This window comes from uncultured Zoogloea sp., assembly GCF_937894855.1.
GTDB lineage: Bacteria > Pseudomonadota > Gammaproteobacteria > Burkholderiales > Rhodocyclaceae > Zoogloea > Zoogloea oryzae.
Genome location: NZ_CALAYQ010000148.1, coordinates 21,247 through 43,682, shown reverse-complemented (window position 1 = coordinate 43,682; position 22,436 = coordinate 21,247). Strand labels below are relative to the sequence as shown.

The window sequence follows — 22,436 nt, the reverse complement described above, 5'->3', positions numbered from 1 at the left end:
TCATCGCCCTCGACCACGACGGCGCCCCCGGCCTCTCCGGCGACTTCGCCCACCCCGAAAGCCTCGCCGCCACCGTGCGCGATGTGGCCCCCGACCTCATCGTCAACGCCGCCGCCCACACGGCAGTGGACAAGGCCGAGAGCGAACCCGAACTCGCCCGCGCCATCAACGCGCTGGCCCCCGGCGTGCTCGCCCGCGAAGCCGCGGCCCTCGGCGCGCTGCTGGTGCATTACTCCACCGACTACGTCTTCGACGGCAGCGGCAGCGCGCCCTGGACGGAAGACGCGCCCACTGGCCCGCTGTCGGTGTACGGCGCCACCAAGCTGGAGGGCGAACAGCTGATCCTCGACAGCGGCTGCCACCACTTGATCTTCCGCACCAGCTGGGTGTACGCCGCCCGCGGCGGCAACTTCGCCAAGACGATGCTCAAGCTCGCCGCGGATCGCGACGCGCTCACCATCATCGACGACCAGCACGGTGCCCCCACCGGCGCCGAGCTGCTGGCGGACGTCACCGCCCACGCCGCCCGGATGACCCTCGCGAACCCGGCGCTCGCCGGCACCTACCACCTCGCCGCCGGCGGCGAGACCACCTGGCACGGCTACGCCCGGCATGTGATCGAGTTCGCCCGCGCCCACGGCGTGGCGATCAAGGTTGCCCCGGACGCCATCCGCCCGGTGCCCACCAGCGCCTTCCCCACGCCCGCCAAGCGCCCGGCCAACTCCCGCCTCGACACCCGCAAGCTCCAGCAGGCCTTCGGCCTCGTGCTGCCGGCGTGGCAAAGCGGGGTCGAGCGGATGCTCACCGAGATCATCTGAGGCAATGGGCGATGGGAAATGGGGGGAATGGGAAGTGGGCGGGAGACCGCACGAACGGCTGGATGCGTGGCGGCAGGGCATGCTGCTCGTGAAGGCCGTCTATGACGTTTCCGCCCGCTTCCCCGGTGATGAACGTTTCGGGCTGACCCAGCAGATGCGCCGCGCCGCCGTTTCCATCCCCAGCAACATCGCCGAAGGCGCTGCGCGCAGTGGCGCAAAGGAATACGCCCACTTCATCTCCGTTGCCCGTGGCTCGCTTGCCGAACTGACCACGCAGATCCAGATCGCCAGGATGCTTGGCTATCTGGACGACACCACCGAAATCCTGAACCTTACCGACCACGTCGGCCGTCTGCTGACGGGTCTCTACCGAAAATGGAGCGCCCAATGAGCCCCCTACTTCCCACTTCCCACTCGTCCCTTACCCGAAAGGGCATCATCCTCGCCGGTGGCTCCGGCACCCGGCTGCACCCGGCCACGCTGGCCGTCTCCAAGCAGTTGATCCCGGTCTACGACAAGCCGATGATCTACTACCCCCTCAGCACCCTGATGCTGGCGGGGATCCGCGACATCCTCATCATCTCCACGCCGCAAGACACGCCGCGCTTCGAGCAGCTGCTGGGCGATGGTGCCCAGTGGGGCCTCAATCTCAGCTACGCCGTCCAGCCCAGCCCGGACGGCCTCGCCCAGGCCTTCATCATCGGCGCCGACTTCGTGGGTAACAATCCCAGCGCCCTGGTGCTCGGCGACAACCTCTTCTACGGCCATGACTTCGCCAGCGGGCTGCGCGCGGCCAGCGCCCGCGCCGACGGCGCCACCGTCTTCGCCTACCCGGTGCATGACCCGGAGCGCTACGGCGTGGTCGAGTTCGACGATAAGGGCCAGGCCATCAGCCTCGAAGAGAAGCCCAAGGTCCCCAAGAGCCGCTACGCCGTCACCGGGCTGTACTTCTACGACAACCGCGTCGTCGACGTGGCCCGCAACATCAAGCCCAGCGACCGCGGCGAGTTGGAGATCACCGACGTGAACCGCCAGTACCTCGAGTGGGGCGCGCTGGATGTGCAGGTGATGGGCCGCGGCCACGCCTGGCTCGACACCGGCACCCACGAAAGCCTGCTTGAAGCCAGCCTCTTCATCCAGACCATCGAGAAGCGCCAGGGCCTCAAGATCGCGTGTCCGGAAGAGATCGCCTGGCGCGCCGGCTGGATTGGCGCCGAGCAGCTCCAGAAGCTCGCCGCGCCGCTGGCCAAGAACGGCTACGGCCAGTACCTGCTGCGCATCCTCGACGAAAAAGTCTTCTGACCAAGGTGTTCCGATGAACGTCATCCAAACGGCCATCCCCGACCTGCTGATCCTCGAACCCAAGGTCTTCGGCGACGCCCGCGGCTTCTTCATGGAGAGCTTCAACGCCAAGGCCTTCCAGGCCGCCACCGGGTTCGACGTGGCCTTCGTGCAGGACAACCACTCCCGCTCGGCCAAGGGCGTGCTGCGCGGCCTGCACTACCAGATCGAGCAAGCCCAGGGAAAGCTCGTGCGCGTCACCCGCGGCAGCGTGTTCGACGTGGCGGTGGATCTGCGCAAGTCGTCGCCCACCTTCGGCCAGTGGGTTGGCGTCGAGCTCTCTGAAGAGAACAACCGCCAGTGCTGGATTCCGCCGGGCTTTGCTCACGGTTTCCTGGTTACCAGCGACTCGGCGGATTTCCTCTACAAGACCACCGACTACTACGCGCCGCAGTTCGAGCGCAGCCTGGCCTGGAACGACCCGACCGTGGGCGTAGAGTGGCCGCTGCACCTGCTGGACGGCGCGCCGCTACTGTCGGCCAAGGACGTGGCCGGCAAGCCGCTCGCCGAGTGCGAGACCTTCGCCTGATCCGGCCCTGGCTTTCGGGGCCGCCTGCGCCAATCTGACAATTATTTCTTCGTCTTGCCCAGGCCGGGCGCGCGATAATGCGCGCCTGTCATTCTGCCCGTGGAGCCCCGCATGTCCCGTTCGCTGATCTACCTCGTTGCCGGCGCGCGTCCCAATTTCATGAAGATCGCCCCGATCGTTCGCGCCCTGCAAGCCCGGGCCGACCGCTTCGAGTTCAAGATCATCCACACCGGCCAGCACTACGACCGGGAGATGAGCGACGTCTTCTTCGACGAACTGGGCATCCCCAAGCCGGATTACCACCTTGAGGCCGGCGGCGGCAGCCACGCCACGCAGACGGCCAAGATCATGGTGGCCTTCGAGGACATCTGCCAGAAGGCCCGCCCCGACTGCGTGCTGGTGGTGGGCGATGTGAACTCCACGCTGGCCTGCTCCATCGACGCCAAGAAGCTCGACATTCCGGTGGCCCACGTGGAGGCCGGCCTGCGCAGTGGCGACATGCGCATGCCCGAGGAGATCAACCGCCTCGTCACCGACAGCATCTCCGACTGGTTCTTCTGCACCGAACCCGCTGGCGTGGATAACCTGCTGAAGGAAGGCAAGGCCCAGGACGTGGTCTTCCACGTGGGCCACGTGATGGTCGACAACCTGCTCTTCCAGCGCGACAAGCTCGACGCATCCGACAAGTCCGGCATGGAAACCGAGGCCATCAAGGCCAAATACCCCAGGTACGGCGTGGTGACGCTGCATCGCCCGTCCAACGTGGACGACGAAGCCAACCTGCGCGGCATCGCCGGCGCCCTGCGTCAGATCGCCGCCGACCTGCCGCTGATCTTCCCGGTGCATCCGCGCACCCGGGGCAACCTCGAAAAGTTCGGGCTGGACCTGGGCCCCAACGTGGTGCTCACCAAGCCCCAGTCGTACATGGAATTCCTCAACCTGTGGAAGGACGCCGCGCTGATCATGACCGACAGCGGCGGCCTGCAGGAAGAAACCACCGCCCTCGGCATCCCCTGCCTCACCCTGCGCGAGAACACCGAGCGCCCGGTGACCATCGACGAAGGCAGCAACGTGCTGGTGGGCACCGATCCGGCGCGCATCCTCGAAGAAGCCGCCAAGGTGCTGGCCGGCCAGGGCAAGCACGGCTGCCGCCCGCTGCTTTGGGACGGCAAGGCCGCCGAGCGGATCGTCGCCGATCTGGATCGCCTGCTGCCCTGAGGTTGCCAGCCCCGTTCAGGGGTGTTGTATTTGAAACGGCGGATGTTGCGAGTGCAACGTCCGCCGTTTATACGTTCAGGCGATTCAAACGAGCGCGATCCTGTAGGTCGGACTTCAGTCCGACAGCGCGCGTCCCGTCAGGCACCGTTTTGTCGGACTGAAGTCCGACCTACAGGGCCGCCGGCGCTCCTCACGCCTTGTGCAGCCGCACGTCCACCTCGCCGATGCGCCCTTCGGGTTCCGGCGCGCCGAGGGTGAGGCCCAGCTCCAGCTCGCCCCGCACCACGCAGCGGGCCACGCCCAGTTGCCAGCCGGGGGCCGCCGGATCGAGGCCGCGGGAGATGCCGGCGAGGTTCACCTGCGGCTTGGCGAGACGCAGGGCGAGGCGTGGCGGGGCGCCTTCGAGCTCGATCACGTTGATCTCCGCGAATGCTGCCAGCACCGCCGCGAGGCTGGTGGCGAGGAGCGCGTCGGCGGTGGCGATGTCCCTCGCCCAGGCGCGCAGTTCCAGATCGATCCAGCCGCTGCGGCGCTCCCGGTAGCCTGCGCTGGGGGCGCCGCGGGTGCGCGCCTGCACCGGGCCGGGCGGTTCGCGGAAGAAGCGCAGGGTGCGGCCATCCAGCAGATACGCGTCGCCGCCCGCCACGATGCGGCCCGGCGGGCAATGCACCTCGGCCACCTCGCCGGGGGCGTCGTCGGGCAGGGTGAAATCCAGTGGGTGGCCGGGCGTGGCGGTGAGCGTGCCCTGCCAGCCGAGGAAGGCCGGGTCGCGGATCGGCGTGTCGTCCGGTGCTGCAGGCGGGTCGAATTCGAGGCGCAGGGCGAGGAGGGCGACGCGGCTGGCGGCGCCATTGGGCGCGCTGGCGGGGCCGGTCTGAATGTCCTGCCCCGGCGGCAGGGCGGCGGTGAGGGCTGGGTGCAGCAGCTGTTCGAGGGGGCCAAGCATGGGTCAGGGTTCCGGGTCGAGCACGCCGGCCTGGACTTGCAGCCACGGGGCGGGTGCGGGGGCGTCGAGAGGTAGCCAGGGGCCGTTTGCGCGGCGATGGAAGGCGCCGTCGACACCGGCGGGGCGGTGGTCGTCGGCGTACCACAGCAGGCTGCCGTGGTCGATGCGGCACACCAGCCACCAGGCTTGGCCGGTCAGCAGCTGGGGCGCCGGCAGGCGGCTGGTGGCCCAGCGGGGTTCGGCTTCGTCGTCGGCCGCCACGGCAAAAGGCCAGCGGACGATGGGTGCCTCCGCCGGGCTGCCGTGGCTGTCGGCATGCAGGCTCAGCTCGCCGCTCGCCGCGTCGCCGGGGGGGCGCAGGTGCAGGCTCACGCTGGAAAGCTGCACGCCCTTGGGCAGCGCCGCGAAACGCTGCCCGGCGGCGTGGTCCGCGTCGCACAGGCGGGCGACGCGGGGGGTGCCGGCGGCGGGCGCCAGCAGGTCGCGCTCGCCGGGGCGGGGCTTGTCGGGCGGTTCGGGCTGGGGCGCCGGCGGCGTGGTGGGCTTGGGCGGGGCTTCGAGCTCGGCGATGAAGCTGACGCGCAGGGGCTGGGCGTTGGCGGTGGCGATGGTGAGCGGCACGGCGGTCGCTGCGGGGTGGTCGGCCAGGTAGCGGTTGATCGCCCGCACGAGGCCATCGACCGCGAGCCCGACGCCGGGCACCGGGCCATCCGGGCTGAAGAACGGCGGATCGTCGCCTACCGCCACGCTGACGAGGCAGGGCTGTTTTGTGAAGCGCACGCCGACGCGCCGGCCGGTGAGGCTGCCGGGGATGAGCACGCCGGTGCGTTTTTCGGCGGCGTCGCCCTCGATGAGCATCTCGGCCATCAGGCGCGACGCGCACTGGGCGGGAAAGCGTTGCTCCGGCCCGGCGGGCAGGGTGTCGAGGGGCTGGAGCGGCAGCCAGGTGCCGCGGCTGAACACCCGCAGGCGGGCGCCGGTCTTGCGCGGCGGGGTGAGCGCGCCGGCGGCGGGCGGCGAGGCGTCGAGGTGGATGCCCACCAGGGCGCGGGTTTCGCCCCAGTCGGCGCTGGCCCACAGCCACGGGGCGTCGGCCTTGCCGGCCATCGGGCCGGAGTCGGCGGTGAGGGCCGGATACTCCAAGGCCAGCTCGCCGCTGTCGGCGGCGGCGAGCACCAGCTGCGCACTGGCCAGCCGGCGCCCGGCGGGCAGCACGATGCGGCAGGCCAGCCCGGCGGCGGCGTTGAAATCCCGCCCGGTGGCGGGCTTGCCGTCGGGGGCGAGGAGGGTGGCGGTGTCGGCCACGGCGGTGGGCGGTCTAGCGGGCGACGAGGCGCGGGCCGGCGGCTTCGCCGGTTTCGGCTGGCGGGGTCTCGGCGGCGAGGATCTCCTCCAGCACCTGGATGGCGCCGCTGATGCGCATGAGGGTGGTGCGCAGGTCCTCCTCCTTCTTCTGGAGGTCGGCCATCACGCCGAGGCCGGCGTCGTATTCGCTGCGCAGTTCGGCAAGGCGGGCTTCGATCTGTTCTTTCATGGCGGTTTTCCGATTGGGGTCAGCGGAGGAAGACGAAGACGTCGATGAGGCCGGTGTCGCCATCGAAATCGGCCAGGGCCTTGCCGATGGTGCAGCCGGTGGGGTTGTCGCCGGCGCGCATGGCGTGGCCGGGGAGCGATGCCGGCACCAGCAGGTTGCCCTTGCGGATCGGGCCGTTCTCGGCGCACACCTTGCACGGCACGCGGCCGGCCAGGGCGATGGGCTGCTCGCCGGCGATCCGCTCGTGCTGGAGGGCGTCGGCGCCCAGCAGCATGCCGGGCTCGGTGGACACGACGCCCAGCACCAGCGGGTCGTGGGGCTGGCGGCAGCGCTCGACGCCGCTGCCGTCGGCGGCAAGGCTCACCACGTCGCCCGGTTCGATGGCTTCGAGGGTGGCGAAGTTTTCGGCCAGATCGCGGGCGCCGGTCTGGATGGCATTGCGTGCCCAGATGGTGGCTTCGGCCTCGATGTCCCAAGTGTGGATGCCGCCGCCCCAGCCGGCCTGGCGGGCTTTGGGCGAATAGCCGCGGGTGCCCAGGTTACCCGAGATGGTCACGTCGCCGGTGATGACCTGGTTGCCGGCGAAGGTGTTGGCGCCGCGGGTGGCGAGCTCGTTCCAGGCGGAGTTCTGCGCGGCAGTGAGGCTGCCCGAGGCCATCTTGCGGAAGAACAGCCGGTCGTTCTCGGTGTAGCTGGCGCCGATCTGCAGCTGGTGGTTGTTGGCGGTGTTGCTGTGTCGGCAGACGATCAGGTGGGTCCACGGGTGCGTGCTGTCGGGCACGTCGCCGGTGAGCTCGGCGCCGCCGTTCTGGTAGAAACCGGACTTGAGCGGCATGCCGAAATCTCCCGGCAGGCCGGTGGCGTTGAGGGAGCTGGCGTAGCCCAGCAGGGCGCCGCCTTCCACGTCGAGCCGGGCGCCCGGCCGGGCGATGCCGATGCCCAGGTTGCCGTTGGTGTCGAGGCTGAGCCCGGTGGCGGTGCCGGTTTCGCCGGTGGGCGAGAACTGGTAGCCCACGTTGCCGCTGGCGACGACGAAGGATTTCACGTCGAGGAAGTAGCGGGTGTCGGGCGAGACGATGCGCAGGCTCGATTTGTTGCCGTCCCAGCCGCGGTCGTTCTGGGTGCTTACCTCGAGCCGGGCGGTGGGGGTGGCGGTGCCGACGCCCACGTCGCCGCTGGTGGTGAGCTTCGCGCCGGAGAAGCTGGCCAGCGCGGCGCGGATTTCGGCGAGCTGGGCGGTGCCGGTGACCTTGAGGGGGCCGCCGACGGTCAGCTCCTTCATGGCGTACCTGCTGTCCGGGTCGAGCTTGCTGGCGTCGATGGCCTTGTTCTGGATGGCGTCCCGGGGCAGCGGGGCGCCGAAGCCGCCGGTGTGGTTATGGGCGGCGATGTCTTCCTGGGCGCGGATCTGGACTTCGTTCCATTCGTCGGCGCGGATGATGTCGCCGGCGGTGCGTTTGACGTAGGGGGTGGGGCGGTCGGCCATGGTGGGTCTTCCTCAGGGGTGGGCCGGCAGCGCGGCGCGCAGTTCGTCGATCATGGCCTGTTGCTCTTTCACGGCCTGGACGAGCAGGCCGATGACCGCCGCCGGGTTGATGCCTTTCCAGCCGTCGGGGCCTTCGGCGACGGCGTCGGGGAGTACGGCCTCGAGTTCCTGGGCGATCAGACCGACGGAGCGGCCGCCGCTGCGCCAGTCGAAGCGCACGCCGCGCAGCTTGCAGAGGGCGGCGGTGGCGTTTTCGAGGACGCGGACGTTGTCCTTCAGGCGCAGGTCGGAGCCCGTGAAGCCGCCTTTGGTGCACCACATTTCGCCGGCCGCGAAGCCGCCGTAGTAGCCGGTGTTGTCCACGTTGAACAGGCGCAGCCAGCCGTCGTTGCCGTGGGCGTCGCCGACGGCCGACATGCGCCATTTCTTGCCCAGGCGCAGCACGTCGGTCTGGAGCACGCCGTCGTTCACGTTGAGCTGGAAGCGCGTGTCGCCGGTGCGCGCGTTGACGATGTTGAGGCTGTGGGTGACGCTCAGATAGCCTTTCTCGGGGGCGCTGGGTTCGTCGCGCTTGTTCCAGATGGCGAACTTGGGCGTGCCTGCCGGGGGGGCGTCGACGGTGTAGTCGAGCACGAGCGCGCCATTGACCTCCAGGCGGTCCCAGACGGAAACACGCCGCCCCAGGCCGGCGCTGCGGTTGCCCATGAGCATCAGGGTCTGGTACTTGTCGGTGTCGTTGCGGATCTCGGCTTCGCCGGGGCCCAGGGCGGGGGCGGTCGTCGTGCCCGTGCGTCCCGACGCGGAGATGCGCAGGAGGCTCTGGCTGGGAAACAGGTCGAGGATCGGAAGGCCCGGGTCCTGCTTGATGCCCAGGCGCAGGCGCATCTCGCCGCCGACGATCAGGCTGAGCGGGTGGGCGCTGCGGGTGCCGACGATCAGGCCCGCGTCGGCGCCGTAGATGCCGGCGCCGTGGGCCATCACCCGGCCGTCCACGCCGCCGGCGCGGATCGACAGCTTGGCGTGGGCGCCGCCCAGGATGTCCACCACGCGGCTCCAGCCTTCGCCGTTCTCGGGGGCGTCGGTGCCCACCGCGAGATCGCCGCTGAGACTGGCGAGGGTGGCCTGGATGTCGGCGAGCTGGGCGGTGCCGCTGACCTTGAGGGGGCCGCCCACCGCGAGGCCCTTGAGGGTGAGCCGGCTTTCCGGGTCGACCTTGCTGCCGTCGATGGCCTTGTCGGCGATGCCGTTGCGGGGGATGCGGGTGCCGTCGCCGGTGTGGTCGTGGCTGCGCAGCTCGGTGCGGGCGCGCACCTGGATCGCGTTCCAGTCGGCGGCGAGCATGATGTCGCCGGGTTCCTTGCGGATGTAGGGGGTCGGGGTGTCGGCCATCAGAAGATCACCTCCCAGCTGAGCGTCATCTCCAGGTTGCCGGCGCGGTTGACCACCGGAAAGGTGACGCGGTTGTAGAGCACGGGTTCGGCGCCGGTGACGCCGACCAGGATGCCCGCCTCCTGGAGCGGCTGCGGGTCGGCGTTGCCGGTGGGCGGCAGGGTGGCCACCACCCGGGCGACGATGCGCTGCTGGCCTTCGTAGTCGCCGGGGGCGACGCTGGGCACGGTGGCCGGTGCGGCCACCACGAAGTCGCCCAGTTTGGTGTCGGCGATTTCGGCGCGGGTGCCCGAGCGGCCCACCGCGATCTGCAGGTCAGGGCTCTGGGCGGTGCCGGTGAACAGGCGGGCGAGCAGGGTTCTGCCGGCGTCGGTGATGAGGTTGTTCACCCGGCGGGCGTCCACGAGCCGGCCGCTGGGGTCGCGCAGTTCGATGGATAGGCGTCCGGCGAGACCGTGGGATTCGTGCATCGGCATGGGGTCACTCCTTCGATGGGGCGGGCTGGAGGGCGGGCGGCGAGGGCTCATCGGCTGTGGCTCCAGTCGAGGCGGGTGGTGTCGAACACGCCGCCAGCGGAGAACTGGCCGTCGGCGCTGTCGTGCACATCCCGCAGGGTGGTGGCGAGGGTGAAGCGCAGGGGGCCGTCGGCGGGGGCGGCGTCTTCGGTCCAGCGCTGGCCGGTGGCGAGGCCCAGGCGCTCGGCGCCGTCGTGGGCGTCGCGGCGGGTGGGTTCTGGGAAGTCGATGCTGGCGCGCACGCCGGCGGCGGTGGCCCGGGCGATGTCGTCCCGCAGGAGCGGCAGCGCGCCCCGGGCGGCGGCGGCGGCAACCCATTCGTTGCGCGGGATGCGCAGCCGGATGCTGGCCGGTGGGCGGGTCATCCAGTCGAGGCGCAGGCTGAGGCGTGGGGTGTGGGCGGTGTCGGTCTCGGTGGTGCCGCCGGTGTCGGTCTTGTTGAAGGATTCGAGCAGCACCGAGGCGTAGCGGGCGTCGCCCTCGCCGATGGTGCCGTCCAGCAGCGCGAAGCGCGTGCCGTCCAGGTCGTCGTGGCCGGCGAAGCGGGAGGCGTGCACGGTGTCGTCGGGGCCGGCGAAGGCGGCGTCGGGCTGGGCGAAGGTGAGCAGCATCCAGCCGTTGGCGCCGGGGGCGAGGCGCGGGGTGAGCACGCGCTGCTCCAGCACCCCGCAGCGCATGCTGCCGAAGGCGGCGCCGCGGTCGTCGAGGCGGTTGCCCCACAGGTAGAAGATCGAGTTGCTCACGTCGCGCTCGTGGCCCTCGCGGTTGATGAGCACCGCCCGGCCGGCCGGGTGGTTGGCGGCCCAGGCGTGGTGGCCGGGGGCGTCGAAACCGTCGAAGGGAGCCGTCTCGGCAGCTGTGACGGCGGGGTACAGGACGAGGGTGTCGCCGGGCTGAAGGGTGCCGGCGTAGAGGGTGATCTCGCCGCTGTCCACGCTGCGCAGGGCCGGGTAGGGGGCGGGCTGGTCGCGTACGCCGAGGGTGACCACCGGGCGATCCGGGTGCAGGCTGGCGCTGGTTACGGTGAACACCCGGCGCAGGCGCGGCGCGGGCTCGACGTGGCGGGCGGCGAGGGTCGGGTTCTCGGTGATCCACGCTTCCACCACCGCCTGGGCGCGGCTGGGGCAGGGCTGGGTGCGGTCGCCGCTGGCGCAGCCGGCGCAGCGCTTGCGGGTGCCCGGCGGCATGCCGAAGGCGAGGGTGGCGTCCTGGCGGCGTTCGAGGCGCGGGCAGGGCTCGGCGCCCAGGTCGGCGATGGCGAGGGAGAGCAGGGCGCGGGGCGTGGTGAGGCCGCCGGTGCGTACCCGGGCGGTGATCAGCAGGCGCTGGCGGAAGGTCTCGCCGGGTTCGGGGTCGAGCACCGCCTGGAAGCGGGCGAGGGCGGCGGGGGCGGTTTCGGGCGGGGCGGCGGGATCGGGCTCGGCGGTGAGGCTCTGGCCGTCGCCGGCGAGCACAAAACGCAGGCCGTCGAAGCGGGCGGCGAGGAGGGTTGCCGGGTCGTCGGCGGGGCGGCCGTCCTGCCCGCGGCGCCAGCCGCTGCCCACCAGCTCGTCGAGGGCGTCGGCGCGGGGGGCCGCCGAGTTGAAGTCCACCTCGATCTTCTCCGGGAACGACTGGTATTTCAGATAGCGCACCCGCGGCGGCAGGCGCGACACCTGGAGCAGGCGGCCCAGGCCTTCGAGGGCGCTGGCTTCGTCGGGCGCGGGCCGCTGAGGGCTGGCGAGGCCGACCCAGCGGTCGTACTGGATGTGGGTGAGGGTGTCGTCCACCCGCGCGAGGCTGGCCGCCATGCCGTCGATGAGCGCGCCCACCGCGCTCGACGAAGGCTGGGCGGTGAAGATGCGCGGCAGGAGGGCAAGGAGGCGCTCGCGGCGCACCCGCGGGTCAGTCATCGCTGCCCTCCACCCGCAGGGTGAGCTTGCGCGGCATGGGCTGTTCGCGGGCGCCGACGGTGGCGAGGTCGCTGTCGTCGTCGAGTTCTTCCACCAGCCCGTCGCGCTCGTGGGTGACGGTGACCCGCAGGCGCACCACGGCGGCTGGCGGCACGATGTTGGTCACCGCCTCGCGCAGGGCGGTGTAGCCCAGGCTGGCGGGGGCTTCGGCGCTGGCCTTGCCGGCGGCCTTGTCGAAGGCGTCCTTGATGGCGCCGGTGATGCGCGCCAGCAGGCCGCCGGTGGGGGTGCCGGCGGCCACGCTGAGGGTGGTGTCCACCCACAGGTTGGGCTTAGGCGGCTCCAGGCTCAGGCGCAGGGGTAGGGCTTCGGGGTGGAGGCCGATGCGCTCGCTGGGGCCGGCCATCACGTCGCCGTTTCCCATCTGCGCGTAGGCGACGGATTCGAGCCCGCTGCCGTCCTTGCATACGAAGGGCTCGAGGAGCGGGCGCTGGCCTGTGCGCTCGCAGCCTACCACCGCCTCGTGACCCAGCAGCAGGGCGCGGATCTTGGCGTCGCGCACCGCCTCGCCCACCTTGAGGGCGCCGAAGTAGTCGGTGAGCACGGCGCGGAGGCGTTTCAGGATGTCGGCCTGCTCGCGCTCGGAGAAGACCGCGTTGAGGGTGAGGGTGGCGGTGATCTGCACGAACACCGGGGTGGCCGGCCCGCAGCGCAGCACGATGCCGGCGGGGCGGACGTTCTCGAGGCGGTTCCTCACCTCTTCGAGCAGTTCGCTGCCGATGTCCCGGTCGCCCAGCACCACCTCGACTTCGCCGGGGCGGCCGCCGGGGTTCTCGATCACCTGCACTTCGCGGATGCCCAGGCTGCGGGCGGCCTCTTCGAGTGCGGCGACGGTGCCGGTGTTGGACGACAGCACCAGCCGGCGGGCGCGGGCGCGCAGCTCGTCGTCGGTTTCCTCCCGCTGGCGCAGCACCAGATCGCCCGGGTTGCTCACCTGGTCAATGCCGGCGATGGGGCGCGGCAGGCTGGCCAGCGCGCCGGCCTTGACCGTCGTCCCGCCCGGTTCCACCGCCCGCACGCCCACCACCACCAGCCGTTCGCCCTTGTCGAGCACCGCGTTGGCGGTGGTGGCGAAGAGCGGCACGTCGCGCCCGGCCACCAGTGTGCCCAGCGGAATGTGGATGTCCTCCGGCGCCGGCTGGCCGCGGCTGAACACGGCGGTGCCTTCCAGATGGCCGCCCCGCTGGCGTTCGAGACCCAGCAGCGCCACCACGTTGTCGAGGGCCGGGCCGCTGGCCGAATCGAGATAGGCGTTGCGATACACGCTGTCGAGCTGCTCGTAGCACACCGCCAGTTCGCGGGCGAAGGCTTCGGCGAGGGTGCGCACCACGCTGCCCTCGTTGACGTCGGTGAGAGCCGGCCGGCCGCCCAGCCCGGAGCGGATGTCGCGGATGAGGGCTTCGGCCAGGTCGGCAAAACCCTTTTTGAGATAGACCCGCTCAAGTGGCATCGATGCGTACCTCCAGGCTGGTTTCCAGGCCGCTCACGGCGCGCACCCGGGCCTCCACGTCCACCCCGTCGCGGGTGGGCTCGTGGGGGGTGACGCGCACCTGCAGGACTTCCTCCACCCGCGGGTCGCGCTGAAGCTCCTGGCGCACGTAGCGGCGCAGCAGTTCAAGGTTGGCCCGGTCGAGGGGCTCGCCGATCAGGTCGCGGATGCGGCTGCCGTAGCGCGGGTGGCCGAGGCCGTCGAGCTCGCCCCGGTCCACCAGCAGGCGCAGGGTGAGGGCCTGGACGAGGTTCTCCACGCCGCTCACGGTTTCGAGATCCTGCAGGCCGACGGCAAGATCGGCCCCCTCGCTGCCGCGGGCAAAGACGAGGCGCAGATCGGTGCCGAAGGGATCGATGGCCATCAGCGCGTCCTCACATCAGCCGGCCGGGGCCGGCGCTGGCGCCCGGCGGGCAGGGGATGCCCGGCGACACCATCACCTGCCCGGCGAACATCGTCAGGCCCAGATCGACGCCCTGGGCGAGGGCCTTGGCCAGATCGGGCGCCGCCTCACCGCGGATGCCGTTCTGGCTGAGCAGGCCATTGGCGATGCCCTCCAGCGTCGACGCCAGCGGCACCGGCTGGAGCATGCCCGGCCCGCTGCTCACGAAGCCGGCCACCGGGATGCCGGGCATCACCATGCTCTGGGCGCAGAACAGCGCGATGCCCTGGGCGACGGTGCCGGCGATGGCCTTGGCGAGCCCGTCGGCGTCTTCGCCGCGCAGGCCCTGGGCCTGGCACTGGCCGCTGGCGAGGCCTTCGAGCTGCGATGCGCCGGGGCCGCCCGCCGGCGGCGGCATCAGCTTGCCGGGGCCGGCGCTGGCGCCGCTGCCACTGATCGGGTCGGCCGCCACGGGGATGCCGGGCATCGTCATGGCCTGGGACAGGAACATCGTGAGCGCCTGCCCGGTGGTGTTGGCAATGGCCGCGGCGAGGCCCGGCACGTCTTCGCCCTGCAGGCCGGCGGCGTTGAGAAAACCTTTGGTCGGTGATTCGATCTGGGATGGACTCGGAGCGGGCATCGTTAGCCTAGCCTTTCGCCTTGACGGTGCCGGAGGGCACCAGCGCCTTGCCGGTGAAGTAGCACTTGTGGGATTTCTCGGTGATCACGCCGGCGCCGTCCTTGCCCAGATCCACGTTGCCCGAGGCATCCAGCGTGAAGTCGGTGCATTTGATCGTCACCTTGCCCTTGGCCTCGATGGAGAGGTCCGCCTCGCCCAGCACTTCCACGTTGCCGTCCTTCTTCACCGTGACCACCGTCTTGCCGGCGGTGACGATGCAGGATTCGTCCGCGTCGATGGCGAAGCTGCTCACCCCGTCGGCAGTGGCAAACACGTGCCACTCCTTCTCCTTGTGGAGCGGCGGGTTGATCTTCTCGGAGTACAGCCGGCCGATCACCACCGCCCGGTTCGGGTCGCCGCCCACGTAGTTGAGCAGCACCAGATCGCCCACCTGGGGCGCGCTCGCCATGCCCACGTGGGGCGTGGCGATGGGCACCTTGCGCAGCTCCAGCCCGCCTTCGCGCAGCTGCACGGTGCACTCGAGGTTGTTGCCGTCGTCCGCCCCGGTGTGGGGGAAGACGCTGGTCACCACCGCGAGCTCGCCCAGGCGCAGGCTGCGCAGCTCGTCGCGGACCACCGCGCGGATGATGTCGATCGGGTCGCTCATGGCGTGTCGCTACCGGCCGGGGGGCGGGCTCACTTCTTCATCGGGTCGAAGCCCTTGGGCAGCGCGTCGGCCTTGTAGCGCTTGGCGCGCTTGAGGTTCTTGGCGTCGAAATCCAGGTGGAACAGCCGGTTGAGGGTGGCGTTGTCGAGTGCGCCGGTGAGCGGAAGCTCGTTGAGCTGCTGGAAGGTGCGCAGCCGCCCGGTGAGCGCGGGGCTGAACTTCTTGCGGTCGTCCACGGCGGGTTCGGTGTAGCCCAGGGCTTCGAGGACGCTGTTGAGCTCCTGCGCGTCGATGCCCTTCTTGTCGGTGGAGAAATCCAGCTCCCAGATGGTCTCCACGTCCGGCGCCTCGCCAAACTTGCCCACCGACTTGGCGGGCAGCTTGTCGTCGGTGGCTTCCCACAGGCGGCGTGCGCCGAGCCGGTTCACGTCCAGCGACGACTGGCTGGCGCCCTTGCCGAAGTTCTGCAGCCGGAAGTTCTGGTCGAAGGCGTACTGCACCAGGCGCAGCTTGCCGGTGCGCTCCACCACGATGTGGCTCTCGGTGGCGGCGCCCAGCTTGGCTTCGTCCAGCGGCGCCTGCTCGATGCCGAGGAGCTTGTAGAGGGCTGCGCCGATCACCTTCAGGTCGTCGGGCTCGGGCACCTTGTCGGCGATCTGGACGATCTTGTCCATGATGTTGCCCACGTCGGGGATCGGCGAATCGGGGCTCGGGTCCTGGCCCACGGCCACTTCCAGTGCGTTGATGAACTGCTTGCTGGTGGCCGTCTTCACGAACTCGGCCGATACCTCGACCAGCGCCTTGGCGGCGTCGCCCTGGATCAGCAGGTCGTTGGCGTCGAGGGTGAAGCGCTGCAGGTAGGCGACGGCCAGGGTGAGCACGTCCATCGCCTTCATCACGCCCTTGGCGATGGCGTCGTCGCGGAACTCGCGCACCCGCACCACGCGCACCCAGCGGGGGGCCTGGTCCTGGCGCTTGCTGCTCTCGAGGGCCACGCGCACGCCGTCGAGCAGGATGGCGACGGTGCGGAAGGGGTTGTCGGCACGACCGTCGTCGGTGGTGGCGGGAAGGTTGTCGGCCATGGTGTTCATCCTCCTGAAGAGGCCGCGCCGGGGGGCGAGGACGCGGCCGGGGTGGTGTGGTTGGCTGGCGTCTTGAGGGCCAGCAGTGAAGCGGAAAGGCGATCGAGGGCGGCGATGAGGCCGCGCCACTGGGCTGGGGCGAGCATCGCCACGGCGCCTTCGGCTGCGTCGACGCCCATGTCGAGCACGCCGGAAACCTGACGCAGCGGGTCGGACACCGTGCGGGCCGACTGGGCCGCGTCGGCGAGGCCGATGCCCATCTCGGCCAGCCAGCCGCCGCCGGCATCGGCCGCGTCGCCCACCCCGGCCACGAAGCCCGGCACGCAGCCGAGCAGCGCCACCAGGGCGTCGGCGTCGATGGCCGCGCGGCGCAGGGGCACGGCGCCGCCGCGGATCTCGGAGAGCACCCGGCCGAGGGCGTCCACTCCCTGGGCCAGCTGGGGCTGGGCGCCCAGGTCGCGGGCGATGTTGGGGATTTCCTTGGCGGTCTGGGTTTCCAGCAGCGCGGCCAGGCTTTTCACCAGCCCGGCCAGATCGCGGACCACGTCGGCGGGCGTGCTCACTTCAGCCCTCCCTTGATGATGCGGTCCAGCTCGGGCGGCAGCTTGAGATCCTTGATGGAGCCGGCGAGGCGGGTGGCGCTGTCGGCCACCTCCTTGAGCTGCTTGAGGAAATCCAGCCCGCCGGAGAAGGCCTTCATCAGGGAGCTGAGCTTGGATGGGTCGAGCTGCTTGAGGAAGGCGGCGCCCTCCTGGGCGTACTTGGCGAGCATGCTGCCCAGCGCGCCGGCCTTGCCCAGGGCCTCGAAGAAGCCGCCGGCCTTGGTGGGGTCGGCCGCGGCGAGGGTGTCGAGCACGCCGTTGAGCTGGCCGGTGTCGAGGTTGTCGAGGTTGTTGGCGACGGCATCGCCCAGGGCGTCCATGTCGAGGTTTTCGAGCAGGGCCGGGTTGGCGGCCAGCGCCGCGGGCAGCGAGGCCGGATCCTGCAGCACGCCGGCGGCGGCGAGGCTGGTGTCGCCCCACGCCGCGCCGTCGGCGGCCACCCCGGCATTCACGTCGGCGATGGCGGCGTCGCTGGCCTGGGGCGGCTCGATGTGCTCGCGCAGGCGCAGGCTGAAGCGGTAGCGATCCTTGTAGCCGGCCACCTGACGCACCCGGAAGTCCTCGATGATGACTTCGGTAAGGTCGGTGCCCACCACCAGATCGGCGGCGAAGGACTGGGGCTCGGCCTTGGCGTGGGCCTGGCGCAGGGTCTCGAGGGCCGACAGGGATTCGTCACCGAACAGCAGGCCGTCGATCAGGATCGTCACCGGCTCGCGGCCCAGATCCTGGAACACGCTGCCCTGCTGCTCGGGCACCCGCTGCTCGACGAGGGTGCGCGCCTCTTCGGTGTGCAGATCCTGCACGCCGGTGAGTTCGATCTTGCCGATGCGTACCGTCATTGGACGACCCTCCGGTCACTGCGTGACCACCTCCCCGCGGGAGGATGAGCGCCCCCTTCGGGCGGCCGGGCGGTGTCGCTCATGGCCGGCCTCCCGTCAGAATCCCAAGCGGGTCAAAGCGCCCCGCTGGCGGTCGAGCACGTGGCGCACCGCGCGCACGTGGAGCAGCCGGCCCTGGCCGAGGAGCCCGGCGGCGGGGTGGCCGTCGGGCAGGCCGGCGATCTCCACCAGGTCGCCGGGCAGCACCGTTGGCGCAGCGAAGACTTCGACGCTGCCCCGCAGCAGGCGCGCGGCCAGCCCGGCGGCCCAGGCCTTGGCGACGGCTTCGACCGCCTCGCCCGAGCGCAGCGCGCCTTCGCGCAGGCGCAGGGGGCGTTCGCCCAGCTTGCCGGTCTGCACCTGCCCGTCGGGCGTGATGCAGGCCTTGGCGCTGACGCCGGACAGATCGGTGCTGAGCCAGTGGGCCTTGTCGGCACCCTTGGCGCTGGCCGCGCCTTCGCCCCACACCTCCACGCTGTCGAAGGCCGCCGGCACCTGCTGGAGGGCCAGCTGGGTGACCGTCTCGCCGAAGGTGAATTGATGATCGGCGCTGCCCGACTTGGGCGTGGCGCAGTGGATCTTGCCGCCGCCGTCGGCAAACAGCCCGGCACCGCACAGCGTGGCCAGCCCGCGCAGGTGGCCCAGGGCGGTGGGGCCCCGGTGCAGCGCCCAGGCGGAAAGCTCTGGCCCTTTGGCGATGGTGCCGGCGGTGGCGCCGGCCTTGCCGATCAGGTCCTTGATGATGAAGTCGGCCGAAACGCTCTCGTAGCTGCCTTCCACCTCGGTCTGGCCCAGGCGGGTGAAGGCGCCGTGGGCGACGATGCGCTGGCCGGTGGTGCCGGCCTCCACGGCGGCCACGGTGCCGGTGAACACCGCCACCATGCCGCTGCCCACGTCCAGCTTGACCTCCACCGGATCGCCCGATGCCGGCGGCAGGCCGTCGGCCAGTTCGATGAAGCAGTGGGCGGCCGGACCGTCCATGTCCAGCTCGACGCGCAGCTGCAGCAGCTGGCGGGTGGATTCGCTGGCCGTGCTGCTGGCGGTGGCGCCGCCCACCTGGATGCGGAACGCGGTGCGCGGGGTGGCGGATTTCATACGTCCAGCCCCTGGCGCCGGGCGGCGTCGCGGAGCAGCGCCACGAGGGCGTCCTCCAGCTGGCGCGGGTCGCGGCCGGCGGTGTCGGTGGCCTCGCCGAGGGCGACGGTCACGTTGAACTGGTTGGTGACCCGCGGAGCTTCGGCTGCCATGTCGGAGGGCGCGTCCCGGCCGGCGGGCCGGGACGCGTCGGTGAGCTGCCAGGCCTTGTCGAGCACCGGGTCCATCGCCTGCATGACGCGGGTCAGGGCCGGGTTGCGGGGGAGCAGGCTGGGCGCGGTGGCAGGGCGGGCTGGCGCCGGGGCCTCGGCGGCATCGGCGCCCAGGGTGTCGTCGGCGAAGGGCGGTGGAGCTTCGATGGACGCGGCGGGGCGCAGGCGCCAGTGGCGGGGTGTGGGTGCCGACGGGGTGTGGGCGGGTTGGGCGATGGTCCGCGTGGGGGCGTCGGGATGGGCTGCGGGCAGGGGGGGCGTGCCGGACGGAGGGCTGGTCTTGAATGCGGCGGGCGTGGTCGGTGGGCTGGCGTCTTCGGCGACGGACGGCGCGGGAGGCTGGTCGGCGAGGGCGTCGGCGCGGACGAGGCGGATCGCGGCCGGCGACGGCGCGGGGGGGGCAGGGTCGCCCGGGGCGGCGGGTGGGCTGGCGGGTTGCGGGGCTGCGCCCGTTGGGAACGGGCCAGGTGTCGGGACCGTGGCGGTTGGGCTCGAGGTGGCCGGAGTGGAGGGCGCTGTGTGGCGGGCGGTATCTGCGGCAGGCGGGGCGACGGAAGCCGACGACGGATTGCCCGCTGTTGAAAACGAGGGCTGGACGCTCGGCGCAGCGCCGGGTGTGACGGCTGCCGCGCTGGCCGGTGTTACCGGCGCCCGAGGGCGGAGCGCTGGTGTCGCTTGCGGCCCGGAGCGGTCGATCCTGGCCGCGGGTGTGGTGGGGAGCCCGCTGGAGGGGGGCGGCTGGAGGTGGGAAGCGGAACCGTGGGGCGTGAGCCGGAGCACCGGGGCGGTGTCGGGCGCCGGGGGGCTCTCCTCGTCGGCCGGGGTGTCGTCCACGTCTTCCAGCGCGAGGTGTTGCCGGGCTTCTTCCAGGCTGCGGGCGAGGGGCTGGAGGATGCGGGCGACGAGATCGGCCGGGGTGGTGTGGGCGGAGATCATCGCGCTGCCCTCGGGGGATCGTCCTCGATGCGGATCACCGTGGCGTCCGGGTGGTCGGCGAGGCGTGGGGCGCGGGCCTGGCGCGGAGCAGGGCGGACCATGTCGAGCAGGCGCAGCAGGCGGTCGATCTCGGCGGCGGGGGTGGCCCATACGCGGGCGGGTGTCCAGCCGAGGGCCTGGCACAGGCGCAGGGTGCGGGCGGCCCATTCGCGGGCGGCGGGGCCACCTTCGAGCAGGGCTTCCTCCTCGTCGCCGGCCAGGTTGAGGGCGACGGTGGCGTGGAGCAGCACGGCGGTGGCGCGGGCGTCTAGATCATCCAGCGGGGCGGGGCCGTCGAGCACCAGCAGGCTGGCGCGGACCATCGCGTCGAGGTAGCTCACCGGGTCGAACCAGGTGTCATCGCCTTCGCCGGATAGGGCGGCCGAGAGGGCGGCGAAGCGCTGGCGTTCGCTCCAGGGGCGCAGGCGGGCGCGGCCGGCGGGGCCCAGGTCGAGCCACTCGCCCTCGAGCGGCGGGGCGGGCAGGGCGTCGTCGCCGCCGGCGGCCCACCACAGGGCGAGGGGTTCGAGGGCGCGGGCGACGGGGTCGGGCAGGTCGAGGCCGGCCAGCACGGCGGCGCCAAGGCGACGGGTGTCGAGGCGCAGGTCGGCGCCGGCGGCGCGGGTGCTGGCGCGCAGGGTGTCCATGTGGCGGCGGTAGGTCCAGGGCGCCAGGGCGAAGGCGGTGGTGCCGGCGGTGACGCCCAGCGGGCGGTGAAAGCCCTCGAAATCGAGCAGGCAGGGCGTGCCGGAGAGGTCCAGCGCCAGCCTGCTCATGGCCTTACTCCTCGCGCACGCGGGTGGCGCTGAAACTGTAGGCGGTCACCACCGTGCCACCGGCGCCGAGGCTGAACGACTTGTCCTCGATGTAGCAGTCGTCGAAGGACAGGGTGCGCTTAGGCGAGTCGGCGGCGTCGTCCTTCTTGAGGTTGGCGACGAGCTGGAACTTGGCCTGCTTGTCCAGGTGGCCGTCGAGCTTGAAGTTGGCCGAGCGCACGGTGAGTTCGCCCTGCACGGTGCGCAGGCCGAAGCTCACGGCGACCCGTTCGTCGCTGCCCACGGCGCGGATGTCCTCGCGCTCGGTGACGACCCGGAAGGCCAGCGATTGCAGCCCTTCGATGGCTTCGCCATCGACCAGCACGCTGGAGCGGTTGGCGGAAAAGACGGTCGGCATGGCGGGTTCTCCGGTGAGTCAGGGGTGGGAGGAGGCGGTCGGCCGGGGCTTACACCTGGACCAGCACCGTGGCGTAGATGTAGTCGATGGCGCGCACCGGGCGCACCGCCAGATCGACCCGCACGATGCCCTGGGCGAAATCCTGCTGGCTGGAATACACGCTCACCTTGAAGGCCGGGTCGGTGCCGTCGGTGGAGGGCACGATGGCGCCTTCCTTCTGCATCTGCACGAGAAACTCCACCAGCTTCTGCTTGAGGGCGCCGCGGCCTTCCTCGTTGTTGAGCCGGCCGATGAACAGCTCGCCGATGGTCTTGACGCCGCGCACCGCGTGGTCGGCCACCCGGCGCACGCTGATCTGGTCGTTGTCGGTGGTGAGCCCGCGCACCACGATCACGCCGCGGCCGCGCTGGGCAACGATGGGCACGACGTTCTTGCGCAGCAGTTCCTGCTGGGCCTCGACGCCCAGCGCGGGGGCGGGCTCGCCCAGGCCCGACAGGCGCTTGAAGGTGGGCGACTGGAAGTAGTCGAGGCTGCCGGTCATCCCGGCCACCGCGCCCACCACGCCGGCGGGGGCGACGAGCACGAAGCGATCGGACACCAGCGTGCCGGTGAGCTTGTCGGCGGCGGTGGCGATCTCCTTGGCCGTGGCGCCCGGCACCTCGCCGAAGCCGATGCGGCCCTGGCTGAGGGCGCTCATCCGGTCGCAGTGGCTGATCACGTCGGCGTAGATGCGGCCGACGCGGGTGGTGTCGGTGGTGTCCTGCACCGAGACGAGCACCATGTCCACGTCGGCTTCGTTTTCGAGCAGGGCAATGGCGGCGCGATAGGCATCGGGCGTCGCATCGGTGGCGCCGGCCAGGGCGTAGGCCGCACCGCCCGCGGCGGTGGTGTCGGGGCTGTCCTTGGGTTGCTTGAGCTTGTCGCGGGCCTCGTCGATGCGCACCAGCTGGGATTGCGCCGCCAGCACGTCGCGGGCGTTGCGGATCTGGTCGCCGGTATCCACCGACAGGTTGCGGTGCACCTCGGTGTAGGCGGTACCCATGTAGCGCAGGGTGAGGTCGAACACCGCGCGGGTCTCATCGGCGCCTTCGGCCGTCTTCTTGCCGGTGGGCACCTGGCGGCTGGCGATGCTGGCGGTGATGGCATTGCCCCACGGCCCCGGTGCCCGGGCCGACAGCGTGAAGGCCGCGCCGCTGCCGGTGGCGGGCGGGATCTTGATGCTGGCGCGGCTATCGCAGGCTACCGGGCACACCACCAGCTCGAACACGCCGTTGGCCAGCGCCTGGGCGGCTTCGGGCAGGCTGAAGGTGCTGGCGCCGCCGTAGGCGTTGAGGAAGCTGCGCCAGCTGGCGGCACGGCCCACGCCCTCGTCGGCGTTCTCGACGATGCCCACCAGGCCCAGCACGCCCGACGGGGCCAGCTGGGGTGCCAGGACTTCCTTGACGACGGTGACTTCGACGCCGGGGATGATGAGGGTCATTGGGGCCTCCCGATCTGTCTTCGAACGATGACGACGGCCGCTCCGCGAATGCGA

Annotated in this window: 24 protein-coding genes; 5 read left to right on the top strand and 19 right to left on the bottom strand. The window is 71.3% G+C overall.

Features of this window, described 5'->3' with window-relative positions:
• The 5 genes from rfbD to wecB all read left to right on the top strand — a co-directional run.
• On the top strand, window positions 1–818 hold an 818-nt coding region (gene rfbD, locus Q0672_RS16830; RefSeq protein ID WP_298624106.1), incomplete at its 5' end, for a dTDP-4-dehydrorhamnose reductase.
• 4 nt (window positions 819–822) lie between these two features.
• Entirely contained in the window at window positions 823–1,209 is a 387-nt protein-coding gene (locus tag Q0672_RS16825) for a four helix bundle protein (RefSeq protein ID WP_298624104.1), read from the top strand.
• Window positions 1,206–2,120, top strand: a complete 915-nt coding sequence (gene rfbA / locus Q0672_RS16820) for a glucose-1-phosphate thymidylyltransferase RfbA (RefSeq protein ID WP_298624102.1) — start codon at window positions 1,206–1,208, stop codon at window positions 2,118–2,120. Before Q0672_RS16825 ends, rfbA begins: the two co-directional genes overlap by 4 nt.
• Before the next feature lie 13 nt (window positions 2,121–2,133).
• Window positions 2,134–2,688: a dTDP-4-dehydrorhamnose 3,5-epimerase gene (gene rfbC / locus Q0672_RS16815; RefSeq protein ID WP_298624100.1), complete on the top strand. Its 555-nt coding sequence runs from the start codon at window positions 2,134–2,136 to the stop codon at window positions 2,686–2,688.
• Between the two features lie 111 nt (window positions 2,689–2,799).
• Window positions 2,800–3,906: a non-hydrolyzing UDP-N-acetylglucosamine 2-epimerase gene (wecB, locus tag Q0672_RS16810; RefSeq protein WP_298624098.1), complete on the top strand. Its 1,107-nt coding sequence runs from the start codon at window positions 2,800–2,802 to the stop codon at window positions 3,904–3,906.
• Window positions 3,907–4,096: 190 nt separating this feature from the next.
• Here the strand turns inward: wecB and Q0672_RS16805 are convergent, their stop codons facing one another.
• The 19 genes from Q0672_RS16805 to Q0672_RS16715 all read right to left on the bottom strand — a co-directional run bounded on the left by Q0672_RS16805 (window position 4,097) and on the right by Q0672_RS16715 (window position 22,382).
• Window positions 4,097–4,852 (bottom strand): hypothetical protein, encoded by a 756-nt coding sequence (locus tag Q0672_RS16805; protein ID WP_298624096.1) that lies wholly within the window; start codon window positions 4,850–4,852, stop codon window positions 4,097–4,099.
• A 3-nt stretch (window positions 4,853–4,855) separates the two neighbouring features.
• Entirely contained in the window at window positions 4,856–6,157 is a 1,302-nt protein-coding gene (locus Q0672_RS16800; RefSeq protein WP_298624094.1) for a hypothetical protein, read from the bottom strand.
• A 13-nt stretch (window positions 6,158–6,170) separates the two neighbouring features.
• Complete coding sequence (locus Q0672_RS16795) at window positions 6,171–6,386, bottom strand: hypothetical protein (RefSeq protein ID WP_298624092.1); 216 nt, start codon at window positions 6,384–6,386, stop codon at window positions 6,171–6,173.
• A 19-nt stretch (window positions 6,387–6,405) separates the two neighbouring features.
• Entirely contained in the window at window positions 6,406–7,872 is a 1,467-nt protein-coding gene (locus tag Q0672_RS16790; RefSeq protein ID WP_298624090.1) for a hypothetical protein, read from the bottom strand.
• 12 nt (window positions 7,873–7,884) lie between these two features.
• Complete coding sequence (locus tag Q0672_RS16785; protein ID WP_298624087.1) at window positions 7,885–9,261, bottom strand: tail fiber domain-containing protein; 1,377 nt, start codon at window positions 9,259–9,261, stop codon at window positions 7,885–7,887.
• Window positions 9,261–9,737 carry a hypothetical protein gene (locus tag Q0672_RS16780; protein ID WP_298624085.1) on the bottom strand — a complete coding sequence of 159 codons (477 nt, stop codon included), beginning with the start codon at window positions 9,735–9,737 and terminating at the stop codon, window positions 9,261–9,263. The genes Q0672_RS16785 and Q0672_RS16780 overlap by 1 nt, the downstream gene beginning before the upstream one ends.
• A gap of 47 nt (window positions 9,738–9,784) precedes the next feature.
• Window positions 9,785–11,668: a hypothetical protein gene (locus Q0672_RS16775; RefSeq protein ID WP_298624083.1), complete on the bottom strand. Its 1,884-nt coding sequence runs from the start codon at window positions 11,666–11,668 to the stop codon at window positions 9,785–9,787.
• A complete protein-coding gene (locus Q0672_RS16770) occupies window positions 11,661–13,178 on the bottom strand; it encodes a baseplate J/gp47 family protein (protein ID WP_298624081.1) in 1,518 nt (505 codons plus the stop codon). The genes Q0672_RS16775 and Q0672_RS16770 overlap by 8 nt, the downstream gene beginning before the upstream one ends.
• Window positions 13,168–13,581: a hypothetical protein gene (locus Q0672_RS16765; protein WP_298624079.1), complete on the bottom strand. Its 414-nt coding sequence runs from the start codon at window positions 13,579–13,581 to the stop codon at window positions 13,168–13,170. Before Q0672_RS16765 ends, Q0672_RS16770 begins: the two co-directional genes overlap by 11 nt.
• A 10-nt stretch (window positions 13,582–13,591) precedes the next feature.
• On the bottom strand, window positions 13,592–14,239 hold the full coding sequence (locus tag Q0672_RS16760; RefSeq protein ID WP_153162087.1) for a hypothetical protein: 648 nt from the start codon (window positions 14,237–14,239) through the stop codon (window positions 13,592–13,594).
• A 7-nt stretch (window positions 14,240–14,246) separates the two neighbouring features.
• A complete protein-coding gene (locus Q0672_RS16755) occupies window positions 14,247–14,885 on the bottom strand; it encodes a phage baseplate assembly protein V (protein ID WP_298624076.1) in 639 nt (212 codons plus the stop codon).
• Window positions 14,886–14,914: 29 nt separating this feature from the next.
• Entirely contained in the window at window positions 14,915–15,967 is a 1,053-nt protein-coding gene (locus tag Q0672_RS16750) for a peptidoglycan-binding domain-containing protein (protein ID WP_298624074.1), read from the bottom strand.
• 5 nt (window positions 15,968–15,972) lie between these two features.
• Window positions 15,973–16,530, bottom strand: a complete 558-nt coding sequence (locus Q0672_RS16745; protein ID WP_298624071.1) for a hypothetical protein — start codon at window positions 16,528–16,530, stop codon at window positions 15,973–15,975.
• On the bottom strand, window positions 16,527–17,408 hold the full coding sequence (locus Q0672_RS16740) for a DNA circularization N-terminal domain-containing protein (protein WP_298624069.1): 882 nt from the start codon (window positions 17,406–17,408) through the stop codon (window positions 16,527–16,529). The genes Q0672_RS16745 and Q0672_RS16740 overlap by 4 nt, the downstream gene beginning before the upstream one ends.
• Before the next feature lie 96 nt (window positions 17,409–17,504).
• Window positions 17,505–18,542, bottom strand: coding sequence for a hypothetical protein (locus Q0672_RS16735; RefSeq protein ID WP_298624067.1), 1,038 nt, complete (start codon window positions 18,540–18,542; stop codon window positions 17,505–17,507).
• Window positions 18,539–19,690 (bottom strand): hypothetical protein, encoded by a 1,152-nt coding sequence (locus Q0672_RS16730; RefSeq protein WP_298624065.1) that lies wholly within the window; start codon window positions 19,688–19,690, stop codon window positions 18,539–18,541. The genes Q0672_RS16735 and Q0672_RS16730 overlap by 4 nt, the downstream gene beginning before the upstream one ends.
• Window positions 19,687–20,505 (bottom strand): hypothetical protein, encoded by an 819-nt coding sequence (locus tag Q0672_RS16725; protein ID WP_298624063.1) that lies wholly within the window; start codon window positions 20,503–20,505, stop codon window positions 19,687–19,689. Before Q0672_RS16725 ends, Q0672_RS16730 begins: the two co-directional genes overlap by 4 nt.
• 4 nt (window positions 20,506–20,509) lie before the next feature.
• Window positions 20,510–20,902: a hypothetical protein gene (locus Q0672_RS16720; RefSeq protein ID WP_153162095.1), complete on the bottom strand. Its 393-nt coding sequence runs from the start codon at window positions 20,900–20,902 to the stop codon at window positions 20,510–20,512.
• A 49-nt stretch (window positions 20,903–20,951) separates the two neighbouring features.
• Window positions 20,952–22,382, bottom strand: a complete 1,431-nt coding sequence (locus Q0672_RS16715) for a phage tail sheath subtilisin-like domain-containing protein (RefSeq protein ID WP_298624061.1) — start codon at window positions 22,380–22,382, stop codon at window positions 20,952–20,954.
• Window positions 22,383–22,436: the final 54 nt, after the last annotated feature.

Excerpts from the sequence above, each read along its gene's own strand:
- Q0672_RS16825 (WP_298624104.1), top strand. The coding sequence starts at position 823 with ATGGGCGATGGGAAATGGGGGGAATGGGAAGTGGGCGGGAGACCGCAC.
- rfbA (WP_298624102.1), top strand. The coding sequence starts at position 1,206 with ATGAGCCCCCTACTTCCCACTTCCCACTCGTCCCTTACCCGAAAGGGC.
- rfbC (WP_298624100.1), top strand. The coding sequence starts at position 2,134 with ATGAACGTCATCCAAACGGCCATCCCCGACCTGCTGATCCTCGAACCC.
- wecB (WP_298624098.1), top strand. The coding sequence starts at position 2,800 with ATGTCCCGTTCGCTGATCTACCTCGTTGCCGGCGCGCGTCCCAATTTC.
- Q0672_RS16805 (WP_298624096.1), bottom strand. The coding sequence starts at position 4,852 with ATGCTTGGCCCCCTCGAACAGCTGCTGCACCCAGCCCTCACCGCCGCC.
- Q0672_RS16795 (WP_298624092.1), bottom strand. The coding sequence starts at position 6,386 with ATGAAAGAACAGATCGAAGCCCGCCTTGCCGAACTGCGCAGCGAATAC.
- Q0672_RS16790 (WP_298624090.1), bottom strand. The coding sequence starts at position 7,872 with ATGGCCGACCGCCCCACCCCCTACGTCAAACGCACCGCCGGCGACATC.
- Q0672_RS16785 (WP_298624087.1), bottom strand. The coding sequence starts at position 9,261 with ATGGCCGACACCCCGACCCCCTACATCCGCAAGGAACCCGGCGACATC.
- Q0672_RS16780 (WP_298624085.1), bottom strand. The coding sequence starts at position 9,737 with ATGCCGATGCACGAATCCCACGGTCTCGCCGGACGCCTATCCATCGAA.
- Q0672_RS16775 (WP_298624083.1), bottom strand. The coding sequence starts at position 11,668 with ATGACTGACCCGCGGGTGCGCCGCGAGCGCCTCCTTGCCCTCCTGCCG.
- Q0672_RS16770 (WP_298624081.1), bottom strand. The coding sequence starts at position 13,178 with ATGCCACTTGAGCGGGTCTATCTCAAAAAGGGTTTTGCCGACCTGGCC.
- Q0672_RS16765 (WP_298624079.1), bottom strand. The coding sequence starts at position 13,581 with ATGGCCATCGATCCCTTCGGCACCGATCTGCGCCTCGTCTTTGCCCGC.
- Q0672_RS16760 (WP_153162087.1), bottom strand. The coding sequence starts at position 14,239 with ATGCCCGCTCCGAGTCCATCCCAGATCGAATCACCGACCAAAGGTTTT.
- Q0672_RS16755 (WP_298624076.1), bottom strand. The coding sequence starts at position 14,885 with ATGAGCGACCCGATCGACATCATCCGCGCGGTGGTCCGCGACGAGCTG.
- Q0672_RS16750 (WP_298624074.1), bottom strand. The coding sequence starts at position 15,967 with ATGGCCGACAACCTTCCCGCCACCACCGACGACGGTCGTGCCGACAAC.
- Q0672_RS16740 (WP_298624069.1), bottom strand. The coding sequence starts at position 17,408 with ATGACGGTACGCATCGGCAAGATCGAACTCACCGGCGTGCAGGATCTG.
- Q0672_RS16735 (WP_298624067.1), bottom strand. The coding sequence starts at position 18,542 with ATGAAATCCGCCACCCCGCGCACCGCGTTCCGCATCCAGGTGGGCGGC.
- Q0672_RS16730 (WP_298624065.1), bottom strand. The coding sequence starts at position 19,690 with ATGATCTCCGCCCACACCACCCCGGCCGATCTCGTCGCCCGCATCCTC.
- Q0672_RS16725 (WP_298624063.1), bottom strand. The coding sequence starts at position 20,505 with ATGAGCAGGCTGGCGCTGGACCTCTCCGGCACGCCCTGCCTGCTCGAT.
- Q0672_RS16720 (WP_153162095.1), bottom strand. The coding sequence starts at position 20,902 with ATGCCGACCGTCTTTTCCGCCAACCGCTCCAGCGTGCTGGTCGATGGC.
- Q0672_RS16715 (WP_298624061.1), bottom strand. The coding sequence starts at position 22,382 with ATGACCCTCATCATCCCCGGCGTCGAAGTCACCGTCGTCAAGGAAGTC.